At 44.7% G+C, this 16176-nt stretch carries 12 protein-coding genes; 7 read left to right on the top strand and 5 right to left on the bottom strand.

Features of this window, described 5'->3' with window-relative positions:
- Window positions 1–340: 340 nt before the first annotated feature.
- Together aspS and ACYQ5K_RS11275 are read left to right on the top strand one after the other, a co-directional pair.
- Window positions 341–1672 carry an aspartate--tRNA(Asn) ligase gene (gene aspS, locus ACYQ5K_RS11280; RefSeq protein ID WP_459777602.1) on the top strand — a complete coding sequence of 444 codons (1332 nt, stop codon included), beginning with the start codon at window positions 341–343 and terminating at the stop codon, window positions 1670–1672.
- Between the two features lie 64 nt (window positions 1673–1736).
- Window positions 1737–2921, top strand: coding sequence for a hypothetical protein (locus ACYQ5K_RS11275; protein WP_459777601.1), 1185 nt, complete (start codon window positions 1737–1739; stop codon window positions 2919–2921).
- A gap of 119 nt (window positions 2922–3040) precedes the next feature.
- Here ACYQ5K_RS11275 and ACYQ5K_RS11270 read toward each other — a convergent pair whose 3' ends face one another.
- The gene (locus ACYQ5K_RS11270; RefSeq protein WP_459777600.1) at window positions 3041–4249 is read right to left on the bottom strand and encodes an IS110 family RNA-guided transposase; all 1209 of its coding nucleotides are present in this window, start codon (window positions 4247–4249) and stop codon (window positions 3041–3043) included.
- Window positions 4250–4542: 293 nt separating this feature from the next.
- Here ACYQ5K_RS11270 and gatC point away from each other — a divergent pair, with 293 nt between their 5' ends.
- The 3 genes from gatC to gatB are packed head-to-tail and all read left to right on the top strand — an operon-like array spanning window position 4543 to window position 7773.
- Complete coding sequence (gene gatC / locus ACYQ5K_RS11265) at window positions 4543–4836, top strand: Asp-tRNA(Asn)/Glu-tRNA(Gln) amidotransferase subunit GatC (protein WP_178025121.1); 294 nt, start codon at window positions 4543–4545, stop codon at window positions 4834–4836.
- A 12-nt stretch (window positions 4837–4848) separates the two neighbouring features.
- Window positions 4849–6339: an Asp-tRNA(Asn)/Glu-tRNA(Gln) amidotransferase subunit GatA gene (gatA, locus tag ACYQ5K_RS11260; RefSeq protein ID WP_459777599.1), complete on the top strand. Its 1491-nt coding sequence runs from the start codon at window positions 4849–4851 to the stop codon at window positions 6337–6339.
- On the top strand, window positions 6340–7773 hold the full coding sequence (gene gatB, locus ACYQ5K_RS11255) for an Asp-tRNA(Asn)/Glu-tRNA(Gln) amidotransferase subunit GatB (RefSeq protein WP_459777598.1): 1434 nt from the start codon (window positions 6340–6342) through the stop codon (window positions 7771–7773).
- A gap of 73 nt (window positions 7774–7846) precedes the next feature.
- Here the strand turns inward: gatB and ACYQ5K_RS11250 are convergent, their stop codons facing one another.
- The 4 genes from ACYQ5K_RS11250 to ACYQ5K_RS11235 all read right to left on the bottom strand — a co-directional run bounded on the left by ACYQ5K_RS11250 (window position 7847) and on the right by ACYQ5K_RS11235 (window position 11350).
- Window positions 7847–8578: a phosphate ABC transporter ATP-binding protein gene (locus ACYQ5K_RS11250; protein ID WP_175305910.1), complete on the bottom strand. Its 732-nt coding sequence runs from the start codon at window positions 8576–8578 to the stop codon at window positions 7847–7849.
- Between the two features lies 1 nt (window position 8579).
- On the bottom strand, window positions 8580–9413 hold the full coding sequence (locus ACYQ5K_RS11245) for a PstA family ABC transporter permease (RefSeq protein WP_459777597.1): 834 nt from the start codon (window positions 9411–9413) through the stop codon (window positions 8580–8582).
- A complete protein-coding gene (pstC, locus tag ACYQ5K_RS11240; RefSeq protein ID WP_459777596.1) occupies window positions 9403–10278 on the bottom strand; it encodes a phosphate ABC transporter permease subunit PstC in 876 nt (291 codons plus the stop codon). The genes ACYQ5K_RS11245 and pstC overlap by 11 nt, the downstream gene beginning before the upstream one ends.
- Window positions 10279–10414: 136 nt before the next feature.
- Window positions 10415–11350, bottom strand: coding sequence for a phosphate ABC transporter substrate-binding protein (locus tag ACYQ5K_RS11235; RefSeq protein WP_173688788.1), 936 nt, complete (start codon window positions 11348–11350; stop codon window positions 10415–10417).
- Window positions 11351–11626: 276 nt separating this feature from the next.
- Here ACYQ5K_RS11235 and ACYQ5K_RS11230 point away from each other — a divergent pair, with 276 nt between their 5' ends.
- Entirely contained in the window at window positions 11627–14335 is a 2709-nt protein-coding gene (locus tag ACYQ5K_RS11230) for a DEAD/DEAH box helicase (protein WP_459777595.1), read from the top strand.
- Window positions 14328–16109, top strand: coding sequence for an ATP-dependent helicase (locus tag ACYQ5K_RS11225; RefSeq protein ID WP_459777594.1), 1782 nt, complete (start codon window positions 14328–14330; stop codon window positions 16107–16109). The genes ACYQ5K_RS11230 and ACYQ5K_RS11225 overlap by 8 nt, the downstream gene beginning before the upstream one ends.
- The last annotated feature ends 67 nt before the right edge of the window (window positions 16110–16176 follow it).

Here is a 16176-nt window from a genome sequence, read left to right as displayed (position 1 = left end):
TTAGTAAAGCAAAGCGATGAAAGAGACTCTTGCTTCTGGAACTTGACAGGAATACGGCGTCACCGACTGAGAGCGCTGTTTGAGGAATGAGGCGAAGGGAACACTCTGGAGCAGATTATCTGAACAGGAAGCACAGGTGCTTTAGTAGGGTAATACGGTTCATGCACGTTACGCATGTAAGAGAGGAATCCAAAAGGATTCAATGCGGGTGGTACCGCGGATCATCAGATTATCCGTCCCGGAATACGAAAAAGTATTCCGGGGCTTTTTTTATGCATATCAAAACCAATCCGGAATACGAAGTTGACAAAAGCAAAACATATTTTAGGAGGATTGTGACATGGAATTTATGACAGGTGTAAAAGAAAAAGAAACGCTGGAGCTTAGTGAATTACTGGAAGAGGGAAGACTTGGAGAAGAAGTGAAGGTAAATGGAGCCGTTCATACAATTCGTGACATGGGAACAGTCGCCTTCGTGATTCTGAGAAAACGGGAAGGTCTGGTCCAGTGTGTATACGAAGAAGGCGTTACAAAATTTGACTTGAAAGATTTAAGAGAAGCCGCTACAGTAGAAGTAACAGGAAAACTGACCGAATCAGAGAAGGCACCGAACGGAATTGAAATCCGTCTGAGTGAGATAAAAGTACTCAGTATGCCAAAAGACAGCCTTCCACTTGCCGTTTCAAAGTGGAAACTGAACACTTCACTGGAAGCGAAGCTGAACTATCGTTCCATTTCTCTTCGAAACGTAAGGGAAAGAGCGAAGTTTAAAATTCAGGAAGGAATCGTAAGAGGCTTCAGAGAGTTCCTGTATAAAGAAGGTTTTACAGAAATTCATACCCCGAAGATCGGAGCAAAAGGAGCAGAAGGAGGATCTAACCTCTTCCGACTGGATTATTTCCATCGTCCGGCAGTGCTGGAACAGAGTCCACAGCTGTACAAACAGATGATGGTTGGTGTTTTTGACAGAGTATTTGAGACAGGACCGGTATTCAGAGCAGAAAAACACAACACCAAGCGTCATCTGAACGAATATACCAGCCTGGATTTTGAAATGGGTTATATCGACAGCTTTGAAGATATCATGGCGATGGAAACGGGCTTCCTTCAGTATACGATGGAGCTTCTGAAAAAGGATTATGCGAAGGAGCTTAAAATCCTGGATGTGACACTTCCGGATGTCTCTAAAATTCCGGCAATTCGTTTTGATGAGGCAAAGCAGAAGGTTTCAGAAAAATACGATCGTAAGATCCGCAACCCATATGACCTGGAACCGGAGGAGGAGCATCTGATCGGACAGTATGCAAAAGAAGAATGGGGTTCTGATTTTGTATTTGTAACATACTACCCGTCAAAGAAGCGGCCGTTCTATGCAATGGATGATCCACAGGATGAGAAATTCACACTCAGTTTTGACCTTTTGTTCCGTGGACTTGAGATCACGACCGGAGGACAGAGAATCCATGATTACGACATGCTGATGGAAAAGCTTGAAAAGCGGGGAATGACGGAAGAAGGACTGGAAACCTATCTGGATACATTCAAACATGGTATGCCGCCACATGGAGGTCTTGGAATCGGAATGGAACGTCTGACAATGCAGCTCCTTGGTGAAGATAATGTCCGTGAGACAACTCTTTTCCCAAGAGATTTAAGCAGACTTACACCGTAATGACCGGGCTCCCTGTCTGGTCGGTAAAAAGGAGAGCTGACAAGAGGCAGCGGGGGAGGTAAAAATGAGAAGAAGATGTTCTTTATGCGGAGGAAAATTAAACGGAAATATCTGCACGGAGTGCGGACTTGATAATTCAAAGAATGATGATCAGTATGTGACACTTGAAAATTCCGGTCATGAAGAGTCTCTGACACATGTACATACGGAAGAAGAAAAGCCGTATGAAGGAAAGACTATGACGCGGGAAAATGTGCGCAAGGCGAAGAATGCAGATAAAAAAGCAAAGAAAGCAGCTGCAAAAAAGGCGTCAAAGAATGCGGCAGCAGGTAAAGCAAATCCGGTGGGTAACGGATATTCAGCAGCAAATGCGAGCTACAATACCGCAGGCACAGGCTACAGCCAGACAGGAAACCAGAGTTACAGTTATACATCATCTTCAATGCAACAAAGCAGCAGACCGGTAAAAAAGAAAAAGAAGTTTGGAAAGTTTCTGGTCGGTTTTGTGATCATTGCCGCATTTGCAGGCGAGCTTGGTGGAACGATCATTCATGAGGTTCAGAATTATTTTGAAGACTATACATATGATGACAGTGACAGCTACACAGAGGATGATCCGTACAGCGATGTGCAGGAAGTGATGCCGGATGACGGAGAAGTCTATGAGGCAGATCTGACGGCCGGTATTTATAAAGGCGGGGTACATATTCCGCAGGGAACCTACACACTGACCTGCAATGGTGGAAGTGGCCGGGTAGAACTGATAGACAGTAAAAACAATATCTGGACGCAGTATTATTTTGGAGATGATTACGAGGATTCGCAGGAAGAAGTCAGCGGTTTTGAAGTGTTTCCGGGATGCTATGTAGTAGTAGAGGATACACTGGAACTTCACATGATGGCAGAGAATGCACAGATGGATTTAACAGGAATTTCAAATCCGCTTACAGAATCTAAGGTCGTATCTGATAAATTTACAGTAGGAAAAGATGTGCCGGCTGGCGTATATGATGTGCGGTGCGTGGAAGGTCTTGGGATTTTTGATTATGACGTGACAGTAAGTGCCGGATACGAAAGCTATATGGGAATGCTGATCGGTAATGAAGAGTCGGGGTTTCCACAGGAGCTGAAAAATATTGTCCTGATTGATGGAACAGAAGTTGATCTGGAAGGACTTACAGTAGAACTTACACCGAGTGAGTGGATTGAATCGGAGGAGTACGAAAGCTTTTATGATAATTATAATTAGCCTGCAAATAAAAAGTCAAGGCTAAATTGAAAGAACATTGAAAATTTTATACAGGTTGAAAATTGGGTATCAAAATAAGACCACCACACCAGTGCTGGCCTGAAAATATTAGTGGATAATTAAGATTCAGGAAGAGATGAAAGATATTCTTTCACTCGTCCGTAGTAGATTCTTAGAAACTTGTTGGTACCTGCAGTCATATAGACATAGTAAGGCTTGCCTTGAGCACGTTTCTTGTCTAAGAACTGATAAACAGGATCATCTTGAGGATGTGTTTTAATTAGGACATCCATTACCTGAAATAAAGTCTTTCTTAGATCAGAGGAACCTCGTTTTGAGGTTGGAACACTTTTTTGTTCATAACTTCCGGATTCATTAACACCGGGATCTACACCGGCAAATGCAGTAATAGCACTTTTGTGAGTGAAACGGGAAACATCTCCGATCTCAGCCATCAACTGAGGTCCGAGTGAAGTTCCAACACCTTTCATAGCCATAACGACAGGATATTCCGGGAGTTTGGATGCAGTTTCATTCATGAGAGTGCGTAGTGACTCAACAGTTGTAGAGGCACTGTTAAGCTGGTCTACAGCCTGCTTGATAATAAGCTTTGTAACGGAATCCTTTGGAAGTACAGGAACAAGTTCCTTTGCTTTTCCATAGATTTCTTCAGCTTTTGACTGACTGAAGTTGTACTTCTTGCGTTTGCACCAGTTTTGATAATGGTCGATAAAGGCATTCAGGGACATTTTACGGACACAGTCCACATGCCAGTATGTAGATGCAAAATCAACCCATTTCTGGCTGCCGTCACTGCGTGCAGGACTGTCAAAGTAAGTATTCACACCAGGATAGGTTTGGTCAAGGATGCCGATAAGATTATTCTTCATAGCCGTCTTGTGTTTCATGTAAAAGCCGAACTGACGGTTCATGGTTTTGAGCTGATTGCGTAATTCATCCATAACATTATACTGTTTAAGATTTTGCCATTTGTCAAGAGCATATCGGGCAATCTTAACAGCATCCGCTTTATCAGATTTCACTTTACGAAGAGAATCATTATCAAAGTCTTTGATAAGTTTTGGGTTAATGGCACTGACGAAAAGATTTGCCTCTGAAAGCTGATGAGCGAGGACTTCATAATAACGTCCTGTGTGCTCCATCACGATTCGGGACTCACCTTCAACAGAATTGATTAGTTCTACAAGTGAACGGATGTCACTGGTCGTGTGTTTGATTTCAAAAGGTGTGGAAACAATTTCACCGAATGGTCGCATAATAGCAACCATACTCTTACCTTTTGAAACATCGATACCTACTGCGTTCATAAATTTGTCACTCCTTAAGATTATTGCAATGGATAAATACCAGTTTTACTCATTGCCTATTCAATCTACTGAGGTGTGACACGAATGCACCTATGGCGATTCAACCTGCATAAAACGAACGCTGCGAATGAGGAGCTGGTTATCAGTCTATTTAACGGACGCGAAGTCCAAGGAAGGAAAAGATATCCAATTGCTACCTACATTCTAACAGCTTAAGCAACAAGATGGATAATTCCTTACTGGCTGTAAGGGATATTAACCATAAATATATTGTAGTAGGAAGGATAAGGACAATGGCAAATAAGATTTCGGATGAAACAATCGAATACGTTGGAATTCTGGCGAAGCTGGAGCTTTCTGACGAAGAAAAAGAGCAGGCAAAGAAAGACATGGAAACCATGCTTGATTATATTGATACCCTGAATGAACTGGATACAGATGGGATTGAACCGATGTCACATGTATTTCCGGTAAATAACGTATTCCGTGAGGATGTAGTGACTAATGGAGACAATCACGAGGCAATGCTGGCAAATGCGCCACAGCAGAAGGAACAGAGCTACAAAGTACCTAGAACATTCGCATAGGAGGAGACCAGGATGGATTTGAAAAGTCTTACAGCCGTTGAACTCGGAAAAAAGATTCAGGCAAAAGAGGTTACAGTAAAAGAAGCAGTGGAAGCGTGCTTTACACAGATAGATAAAGTAGAAAAAGAAGTAAACAGTTTTGTGACACTTCAGAAAGAGGCAGCACTTAAAAGAGCAGAAGAGGTACAGAAGCTGATCGATGATGGAACACTGACCGGACCGCTTGCGGGAGTACCGGTTGCGATCAAGGATAACATGTGTACGGAAGGTGTGACGACTACCTGCAGTTCAAAAATTCTGAGTAATTTTGTACCGACATTTTCAGCAGAAGCAGTTCTGAACCTGGAAAAAGCAGGTGCAGTTGTGATCGGAAAGACGAATATGGATGAATTTGCGATGGGAAGCACGACTGAAACTTCTTATTATGGAGAGACAAAGAATCCGTGGAATCTGGAGCATGTACCGGGTGGATCTTCCGGTGGCTCCTGTGCGGCAGTTGCGGCGCTGGAAGTACCATATGCTCTTGGATCTGACACCGGCGGATCGATCCGTCAGCCAAGTTCTTACTGCGGAATCGTTGGAATCAAGCCAACCTACGGAACGGTATCCCGTTATGGACTGATCGCCTACGGATCATCTCTTGACCAGATCGGACCGGTTGCTAGGGATGTAACCGACTGTGCGACGGTTCTTGAGACTATCGCATCCCATGATGCAAAAGACAGCACTTCTGTAGAACGTCAGGACACGGATTTTACAAGTGCGCTGGTAAACGATGTAAAAGGGATGAAGATTGGCATTCCAAAAGATTATTTTGGAGAAGGTCTGGACGAAGAAGTGAAAAAACCGATCCTGGAAGCTGCAGAGGTTCTGAAAAATGCAGGAGCTGAGATTGAAGAATTTGATCTTGGACTTGTAAAATATGCGATTCCGGCTTATTATGTCATCGCATCTGCTGAGGCAAGTTCCAACCTGTCACGATTTGACGGTGTCAAATACGGATATCGCACAAAGGATTATGAAGAACTGCACCAGATGTACAAAAAGACACGTTCGGAAGGCTTTGGACCGGAAGTAAAACGCCGTATCATGCTTGGTTCTTTCGTACTCAGTTCCGGATATTATGATGCATATTATCTGAAAGCACTCCGTACCAAAGCGTTGATCAAGAAGGCATTTGACAGCGCATTTGCAAAATACGATATGATCCTTGCTCCGGCAGCACCGACGACAGCACCGAAGCTTGGCTCTTCCTTAAGTGATCCGATCAAAATGTATCTGGGTGACATTTACACGATCTCCGTGAATCTGGCAGGTCTTCCGGGAATCAGTATCCCGGTTGGACAAGATGCAAAAGGTCTTCCGGTCGGAATGCAGCTCATTGGAGACTGTTTCCAGGAGAAGAAGCTTTTCCAGGCAGCTTATACTTATGAGTGCCTGACAGAGAAAAAATGGGTATCTATGTACGACAAAACAGAAGCAGCCGGAAAGGAGGAAGCGTAGATGTCAAGACAGTATGAAACCGTAATCGGACTGGAAGTTCATGTAGAACTGGCAACAAAGACAAAAATTTTCTGTGGATGCAGTACTGCATTCGGGGGTGCACCGAATACACATACCTGCCCGGTATGTACCGGTATGCCGGGCTCCCTTCCGGTATTAAATAAAAAAGTAGTAGAATATGCGATGGCAGTAGGACTTGCGACAAACTGTAAGATCACACAGGTGTGCAAATTCGACCGTAAGAACTATTTCTATCCGGATAACCCGCAGAACTATCAGATTTCACAGCTCTATCTGCCAATCGCGAGAGATGGCTATGTAGAGATTGAGGTCGGAGAGCAGAAGAAAAAAGTCCGTATCCATGAGATGCATATGGAAGAGGATGCCGGAAAGCTGATCCATGATGAGTGGGAAGACTGTTCACTGGTGGATTACAACCGAAGCGGTGTGCCGCTGATTGAGATCGTATCTGAGCCGGATATGCGTTCGGCAGATGAGGTTATTGCTTACCTGGAAAAACTGCGTATGATCTGTCAGTATCTTGGAGCGTCAGATTGTAAGCTTCAGGAAGGTTCTATGCGAGCAGATGTCAACCTTTCCATTCGGGAAGTAGGTGCTTCTGAGTTTGGAACCAGAACCGAGATGAAGAACCTGAATTCATTTAAAGCAATTACACATGCGATCGAAGGAGAAAGACAGAGACAGATTGAACTCATCGAGGAAGGAAAGAAAGTTATCCAGGAAACTAGAAGATGGGATGATAACAAAGAGTATTCTTATGCAATGCGTTCCAAAGAGGATGCACAGGATTACCGTTATTTCCCGGAACCGGATCTGGTACCGATCGTGATCAGTGATGAGTGGATCCAGAAGATCAAAGACCAGCAGCCGGAGCTGAGAAACGAAAAACTTGTGCGCTATGAGAAAGATTATGACATTCCTCGTTATGATGCAGAGATCATTACCGGAACGAAGAAGATGGCTGATCTTTTTGAGGCGACCTGCGCAATCTGCAACAAGCCGAAAAAAGTATCGAACTGGCTGATGGTGGAAACCATGCGTCTGTTAAATGAAAACGGACAGGAGCCGGCAGATATTAAATTTTCACCGGAGAATCTTGCAAAACTGATCGAACTTGCAGACGCGGGAACCATCAACAGTTCTGTAGCAAAAGAGGTATTTGAAAAGGTATTCGCAGAGGATGTGGATCCGGAAAAATATGTAGAAGACCATGGACTGAAGACGGTCAATGACGAAGGTGCGCTTCGAACGCTCGCAGAAGAAGTGATTGCAAAGAATCCAAAAGCAGTAGAAGATTTCAAGGGCGGAAAAGAAAAAGCACTTGGAGCACTGGTTGGACAGATCATGAAGGCAATGAAAGGAAAAGCAAATCCGGGTATGGTTAATGAACTTCTCAGGGAGATGCTGAAATAAAAAATAGAAAAATAGAAATAAAAAAATCGTCCGGTTATCAAGGAGTAAAATGTGATAATCGGACGTTTTTTTATTACATATACTGTATCTGTTCTTTCGCCGGTTCTGATGCCGGATTCGCAAAGAACTGTTCTTTTTCTGTCACTTCCAGCACTTTTCCCTGATCCATAAAGATCACCTGATCGGCAATTCGCTTTGCCTGAGCCAGATTGTGGGTGACAATAACAAAGGTATATTGTTTTTTTAATTCCAGAAGAGTCTCTTCGATCGCAATTGTATTTTTCATATCCAGTGCGGAGCACGGTTCGTCAAGAAGCAGGATTTCCGGATCGGCACAGAGGCTTCGTGCGATAGCAAGACGCTGTTTTTGTCCGCCGGATAATTTGAGGGCAGATTTTTTCAGCTGGTCTTTGACCTCATTGTAGAGCCTTGCTTTCTGTAAGGATTCAGTGATTTTTTCGGAAATCTCTTTTTTATCACGGACGCCGTGATATTTCAGCACGTAAGACAGATTTTTCTCAATGCTGTGTGGGAAAGCAATCGGCTGTTGGAAAACCATACCAACGCGCCTTCTGAGTTCTTCTTTCGGAAGAGATTTGATGTCGGTTCCCTCTAAAGTGATCGCCCCTGAGAGGTAGCCGCCTTCTTCCTCCACCATCCGGTTCAGGGATTTCAGAAAAGTGGTTTTTCCGCAGCCGGACTGTCCGACGATCGCTGTGATCTGTCCTTTGGGAATTGTCAGGCTGATTCCGTGAAGAATTTCATGTTTTCCAAATCCGCATTTTAGATTTTCTATATTCAGCATATCAGTTGTCCTTTCGTAGATAGGTGATAAATTTACATATTAACTGGATGATGAGCAGGAAGAGCATCAGTACAAATGCGGTTCCGTAAGCGTAATCCAGGGAAAATCCGTTGTTCACAAGGATATACAGATGATATGGAAGTGACATGAACGGATCAGAGAGCGAATGCGGAACATCAGCCCGCATGACAGCTCCGGTGTATAAAATCGGTGCAACGGCACCCATTCCGTATGCCATTCCGAGTGCAACGGTTCCTAGAAGTTCTACAAAGCAGGTAGGAAGGATCATTTTACGGAGGGCATATTCACGGGAAAGACCGAGACTTAAGGAGGTCTTCATATATTCGCGTCCTTTTTCATCCAGGATCTTTTTGGCGCGGATCGCAACAAAAGGAATGATCATTGCTGCAACACACAGTGACGAACACAGAAGGCTGTGGCTAAGTCCAAAACGGTAGATCAGAAGCGTATATCCGACCAGCCCAAAAAGGATTGAGGGAATTCCGGAAAGTCCGGTGATCGCCATATTTACAAGGACGGAAAATCGTTTTCCGGTGCTGTAAAATACAAGATAAATGGCAGCACCGATACCAAGGATACCGCCGATCAGTGCGGAAAGTGCGCCAAGGTAAATGGAACCCATCAGTGCCGGATAGATACCGCCTGCAGTTCCAAGTGGAACACCGGCAGGCTTGTCCAGAAGGAAGGACAGGCTAAATACTTTTTTCCCTTTCCAGAAGACATAAAGGAAAAGGAAGAGTGTGACAGCGATCACGCAAAGCCCGAGTATACTGAGAATCAGGCGTGTGAAAAATTTCTGCAGTTTAGTTCTCATGGGTGGCAAGCCTCCTTTTCAGAAGATAGCTGATACCGAGTACGATGAAAAGAATCACAAGCAGCACAGCATTTGCAACGTAAAGTACGGAGAGGTGAAGACTTCCGTATTCAATACTTCCCATTTCCAGTGCGGTGAGGGCAGGAAGTGTCTGACCTCGTCCAAGGAGTTTGGGATAAATCGGAGAATTACCGATTACCATCATGACTGCCATTGTCTCGCCAAGTGCGCGGCCGAACGCCATCATTGCACCAGCAATGATTCCCGGACGGATTGCCGGAAGAATAAAATGCAGCAGGGTAAATTCTCTGGAGAATCCAAGTGTGATCGCACTGAACTCGTAAGTCTTCCGTGCAGTCTGCAGGGATTCATGACAGGTGGAAATAACGAATGGTAAAAGCATGATCCCAAGCACGATCCCGGCTGCCAGAATACACTGACCGGCTGCCATATGGAGATGGGTGGCAAAGGCTTTTACAAGAACCGTAAGCCCGATGAATCCGAAGATGACGGACGGGATTCCTGCAACCAGATCGATGAACGCAAGGAATACGGATGCCACCTTTTTCGGAAGGTAGTAGTCCAGAAAGCAGGCACAGGCAACGCCGAAGATGAGTGCGAGGACAACTGCGATCGCTGAGACATAAAGGGTACCGGCAATCGCCGGTAAAAGTCCGTACTGCGGTTTCTGACTGACCGGACGCCATTCAGTGGAAGGCAGGACCATTTTGATCCCAAGCTGTGAAAAGGCAGGAATACTTTCTTTCACAATATGGATCAGCATGACTGCCATCAGTGCCGTTACGAGAAAGGCAGCCAGATAAATGATTCCTTTGCTGAATTTATCTGAAAGTTTCTTAAACATAGTAAATCCTTTCTATGTATGATGCAGGACAGACAGCGCTGTCCGGATACAAATCAAAATTTATCCCTGGGATTAACCAGCGACATATAGCAAGAAAAAGGGGTGTGTCTTTGCACACCCCTTTCATATCAGAAGATTATTTCATAGGAATGAATCCCATATCTTCTACAGTTTTCTGTCCTTCATCACCAAGAACGTAATCAAGGAAAGCCTGCTGTACATCTGTCGGATCACCAGAACCTACAAGAAGAAGTGGTCTCTGGATGATGTAAGATCCATCAAGAATGTTTTCTTTTGTTGCAGCAACACCGTTTACTTTCAGCGGAGTTACTTTTCCTTCGTTCTGGTTAGCAACACCAAATGAAGCATATCCGATTGCATACTGGTTATCAATGATATCCTGAACAAGTTCACCCATAGAAGAAGCCTGGATTGCATCAGCTTTTACTTCTGTGTCGCCCATGATATTCTTCTGGAATACTTCATGAGCTCCACCGTTGATATCACGTGTAATAACAACAACTTCTTCGTCAGGAAGAGATGAGTCAAGATCTTTCCATGTAGCATATTCACCGGAGAAAAGTCCTACGATCTGTTCGGTTGTAAGATCATCAAGAATATCATTTACCGGATTAGCCGGGTTTACTGCGATCGTCAGAGCATCGATACCAACCTGATATTCTTTTTCGTCTTTGATTGCTTCTTTTTCTTCATCCTTTACGCTTCTTGCAACCATACCAAATGTTGCAGTTCCGTCGATAACGGCTTTGGTTCCCTGTCCGGATCCGCCTGCTGAAACGTAGATTGCGATATCTTCTTTTGGAAGAGATGAATCATATGCATCCCATGTTCCATAAGTATCAAAGAATGTAGTAGCCATAGAAGTGATAACCGGTGCTAAAGTAGAAGATCCGTTGAATAAGATCTGATTGCTGTCAGAATCAGCAGATGCTTCTGTCTTTGTTTCTTCTTTTTTGCTGTCAGCAGAATCTGACTTGCTGCTTCCGCATCCTACTGCCATAGATGATACCATAGCAAGTGTAAGAGCGATTGATAAAAATCTCTTTTTCATTGTATGTATTCCTCCCTGAATAAAATTTACATATCTAAAATAAAAATTTAACATTCTTTTAATAAAATGTATGTTGCATGGACAACATTTTCTATAGATAATCTGCATGATTGATATAGAAAGTATCTATACACTAAATATCTATGGAAGGAATGGGAAAGCCATGCTATACTATACATACGAATATGTGTTTGGTTTTTATTCTACGGGAACTTCCTGTGAAATAAAAGGTATTGCGTGCCATAGGTGCACATTTTTAAAATTATGGAGGAATTCATGACGGAAGAAATTAAAAAGCTGATCATTTATACAAGGAAAATGAAGAAAAGGGAGCCGTTGTACCGGGACTACCCGGAGGAGTTCCGGGAAGAAATCCGGGGATATCTGGAAAGCAACCATATTTCCAGACTTTATGCACATCAGGTGGAAATGTTCGAAAAGGTCAGATCCGGAGAAAATGTAGTGATCACCACATCAACTGCAAGTGGAAAGACGCTTGCCTTTCTGCTTCCGGTATTGCAGGAAATTCTGGAAGATCCGCTGACACGTGCGATTTTTATTTACCCGACGAAGGCACTGGCAAGTGACCAGTACCGCGCGATGCAGCCGATTTTGAAATTTTTCGGAGAGGGAAGGGTTTCTGCAGGCGTGTACGATGGAGATACCAAACCTGCCGAGCGGACAAGGATCCGCAAGAGTGCAAATATTATCCTGACCAATCCGGAGATGCTGAACTCGGCATTCCTTCCGAATCACAGCAATTACGGGTTTGACGCGATTTTTGCAAATTTACGATATGTAGTGATCGATGAGCTTCATTCCTACCGCGGTGCTTTCGGAGCACATCTGGCAAATATTTTCCGGAGAATGCACCGGATCTGCCGGTATTACCATTCGAATCCGCATTTTCTGTGCAGCTCCGCGACGATCGCCAATCCGGTAGAGCTTGCCGAAAAGATCTGTGGAAGCGGATTTACGCTGATTGACCGGGATGGATCGCCGGCACCGGAGAAGGAATACTGTATTATCCAGCCGCCGGAGATCAAGGGGAATAATGATAAAGTATACGGAAGGATTGCGGCGTCAAACGTGGCAGCCGGACTGATACCGGAGCTGGTGGAAGAGGATCATCATTTTATCACCTTTGGACGATCCAGAAGAAATGTAGAAGTTATTCTAAAAGAAGCAAAGGATAAATTAGATGCTGCCGGATTTCTTGGAATGGCGCGGGTGGGCGGCAAGAATCCGGCAGATCTGATCGCAGGATACCGTGGCGGTTATACCCCGCTGGAGCGAAAAGAGATTGAGCGGAAGATGACGGAGGGAGAACTGGCCGGGCTGGTATCGACGAATGCACTGGAGCTTGGGATCGACATCGGAAAGCTGGATGCAACTGTGATCGTCGGTTATCCGGGGACAAGGGCGTCCTTCTGGCAACAGAGTGGACGTGCCGGACGAAGCGGCAGTGCCTGTGTCAATTATCTGATCCTGGAAAATGAACCGTTTGACCAGTACATTGCCATCGATCCGGAATGGCTGTTCTCAAGAGAAAGTGAAAATGCGATCGTGGATCCGGACAATCTTCTGATCGAGCTTGCACATCTGCGCGCAGCGGCTGCTGAGATGCCACTTTCACTGGATGATATTGCGCTTTTTCCGGATCTTGGAGAAATGATCCCAGTGCTTTTAAGCGCCGGAGAAGTAAAAAGCCTTGCCGGAAGATTTGCCTGGGCGGGACCTGCATTTCCGGCAGGGGATTACAGCCTGCGTAATATGGACAAGACCAGGTTCAAGCTGCTCGCGCAGGAGGACGGACATGAGATCACGGAGATGGACGAATCCCAGGCATACCATGAGATCCATCCGGGTGCTGTGTATATGCATGATGGTGCATCCTATGAGATCACGAAGATGGATCTGGTCAGCCGGACAGCTTACGCCATTCCGTTTACAGGGGATTATTATACGGTACCGGCAGGACAGGAAGAGACGCGGATCCTGCAGGTATTTCAGGAGGAAGCCTATAAGCGGACGGATATCCGTTTTGGAGATATCAATGTCAATGAGATCATTGCCATGTATAAAAAATTACAGTTCCATAACCATCAGAATCTTGGATATGTAACACTGACGCAGCCACTTCAGAAGGATTATGATACGGAAAGTACCTGGATTACGATGCCTGAGAATGTTGTTAAAGTTTACCGTAGTCTTCTGCAACCGAACCGCATGGGAGAGCTGGTGCTGAACAATCATTTCGACGGAATGCAGTATGCAATCAAAAACGCGGCGATGATGGTGACAATGACGGAGCGTGACGATATTGATGTGACAATGTCCAATAATGCGACCATTCCGGATGAATTCCGGGAAGAAAAGGTTTCTCTTTTTATTTATGACAAATACGAGGGAGGGCTTGGTTATTCGGAAAAGATCTATGATCTGATTCCGGAGATTCTGGCGAGTGCAGTCAAAATGGTCAGTGGCTGTCCATGTGAGGATGGCTGCCCGGCATGTGTGGGAGATTATAATCTGGATAAGAAGATAGTACTCTGGGGACTGGAGAATCTTCTGGAAGAGAGTGAAGCGCCGGTTTATCTGAAAAAGAATATCAAAGAACCACAGCCTATGATCCGGAAAGAGTTTTCTTTCTTTAATTTGCCGGATGAATGGGATAAAGTCTGCTATGCCGTGGTTAAGAATGGGGAAGCCGGAGGGCAGTTCTTGAAGACGATCCGCAAGGTAAGTACAGAAGGACACAAGCTGATCCTGACGATGGAAAATGAATTTTATGCGAAGTGGCTGATGGAGCCGGATAATCTGCAAAGTCTGGCGAATACCCTGCGGTATTATGTGATTTGTCCGGCTGATATGCAGATCAGGGTAAGATTTGAAGCAAAGATGGACGAGCAGGAAAAAAAGGAACAGCAAAAGAAGAGGAACCGTTTAAAAAGGCGATATGATGAGAAACTTGGAAATGAATAACATAGAAGAAACAAGAACCCTGAATCCCTATCAGAAAGAGGCAGTACTGGATGAGAATCCGGCATGTCTGGTAAATGCAAACGTAGGAAGCGGAAAGACGACGGTGCTGATTGAAAAGGTGCGGTATCTGCATGAAAAAAAACAGATTCCATATGAGAAAATGGCAGTGCTTACTTTTACCAATAAAGCAGCGGATGAGATTGCAGAGCGTCTTTCCAGGAAAGAAGCAGAACTGACAGAAGAAGAACTTTGGGGATTCGGAACTTTTCACAGTGTTGCACTGCGGATTCTGCGAAGATTTCTGCCGGAAAAGACAGAGGAGGGAGCAGAAGCAGGAGAATGGAACCGGGAATTTACCGTTATCACACCGGAAGATGAAATGGAAATGGTGCTTGCCATTGCAAAAGAAGGCGGTTATAAGATTAAATACCAGAACCGTCTGAAAAAGCGGATGGAAGAGGATTACGCGGCATACCGGAAAGGAAGAACACAGGGAAAATACAAAGATGATCTGTTTCAGATTTTTCCGCTTCTTGAGAAGGCAAAAAGACAGCAGAATAAAATGTCCTTTGCAGATCTACTGGATGAAGGAATGCATGTGGCAAAAGAGCAGGAAGAGGTGCTGGATCTTAAGTGGATCATTGTCGATGAGGTGCAGGACAGTGACGAAAAACAGCTGGAATTTCTGGAGGCGTTAAAAGGCACACAGACCCGCTTTTTTGCGGTGGGGGATCCGAATCAGGTGATCTACAGCTGGAGAGGAACCGGACCGAATATGTTCTTTCTGATCAAGCACAGATTTGGCGCAAAAGAACTGACTCTGCCGGTTAACTACCGGTCCGATGAAGTGATCCTGGAAGCGGCGAACCGGTTCCTTCAGTTTGGAGGAAAGATTAAGGGAAGTGGCGAAAGAGGGGAGAAGATTCTGGTAAGGAATCATTATGATCCATTTATCGAGGCAGAGTATCTGACAGAGCGGATCCGTGAGCTTCATGAACAGGGACTTCCTTACCGGGAGATTGCGGTTTTCTACCGGGTGCAGAAGCAGGCAGAGATTCTGGAAAAAGTATTTGAAAGAGCAGAACTTCCTTATGTTCTTCCGGCAAAACAGAAAGAGGATGAGGATCCGGTTCCGGAAAGACCTCATATGATCCGGGAGTATGTTACAGAAGGGAAGCTGAATGCGGTTTCAGGCGAACATACGATGGAAAAAGCGGCAGATACAGAACGACAGACGGAGGAAGAAGACGCAGTTCATCTTATGACACTGCACGCCTCAAAAGGTCTGGAATTTGATTATGTATTTATTATAGGAATGAACCAGGGACTGATTCCACTGCGTTGCAAGAGTATGGAACAGGAAGAAGAGGAACGTCGTCTGTTTTTTGTAGGACTTACTCGTGCGAGAAGGAATCTGGAACTTTCCTATTATACCAATCCGACGATTCCGGGAACCTTTGAGACACCAAGCAATTATCTGCGGATGTTGCCGGAAGAACTGCTTGACTGGGAAGAAAAGCCGGGAAGTGAGTCGCGGAAAGCGAATTTGCAGAAGCTGCGGAAAGAGACGCGGGAGCTGATCAGGGAGAAAAAGCAGGAGGAAGAAGAGCAGAAAGAAGCACAGAAGCCAAAGAAAAAAGGCAGACATCCGAAGTACGGGGAAGGCGAGATTATTTCTGAGGATGAGATGATGATTGAGCTGGAATTTCCGGGATATGGAAAAAAACAATTTCTGAAAGCATTTGGCGAAGTGGAAGTTTTGAAAGGCTTATAGAGAATGGCAATACAAATTGCTTACTGAAAGACTTTATCGATAAAATATTTTTTCATGAAAGGGCATA

The organism is Allocoprococcus similis (assembly GCF_054660775.1).
Note: the sequence above shows the minus strand (reverse complement) of the source record. Positions and strands in the feature narration are given on the sequence as shown.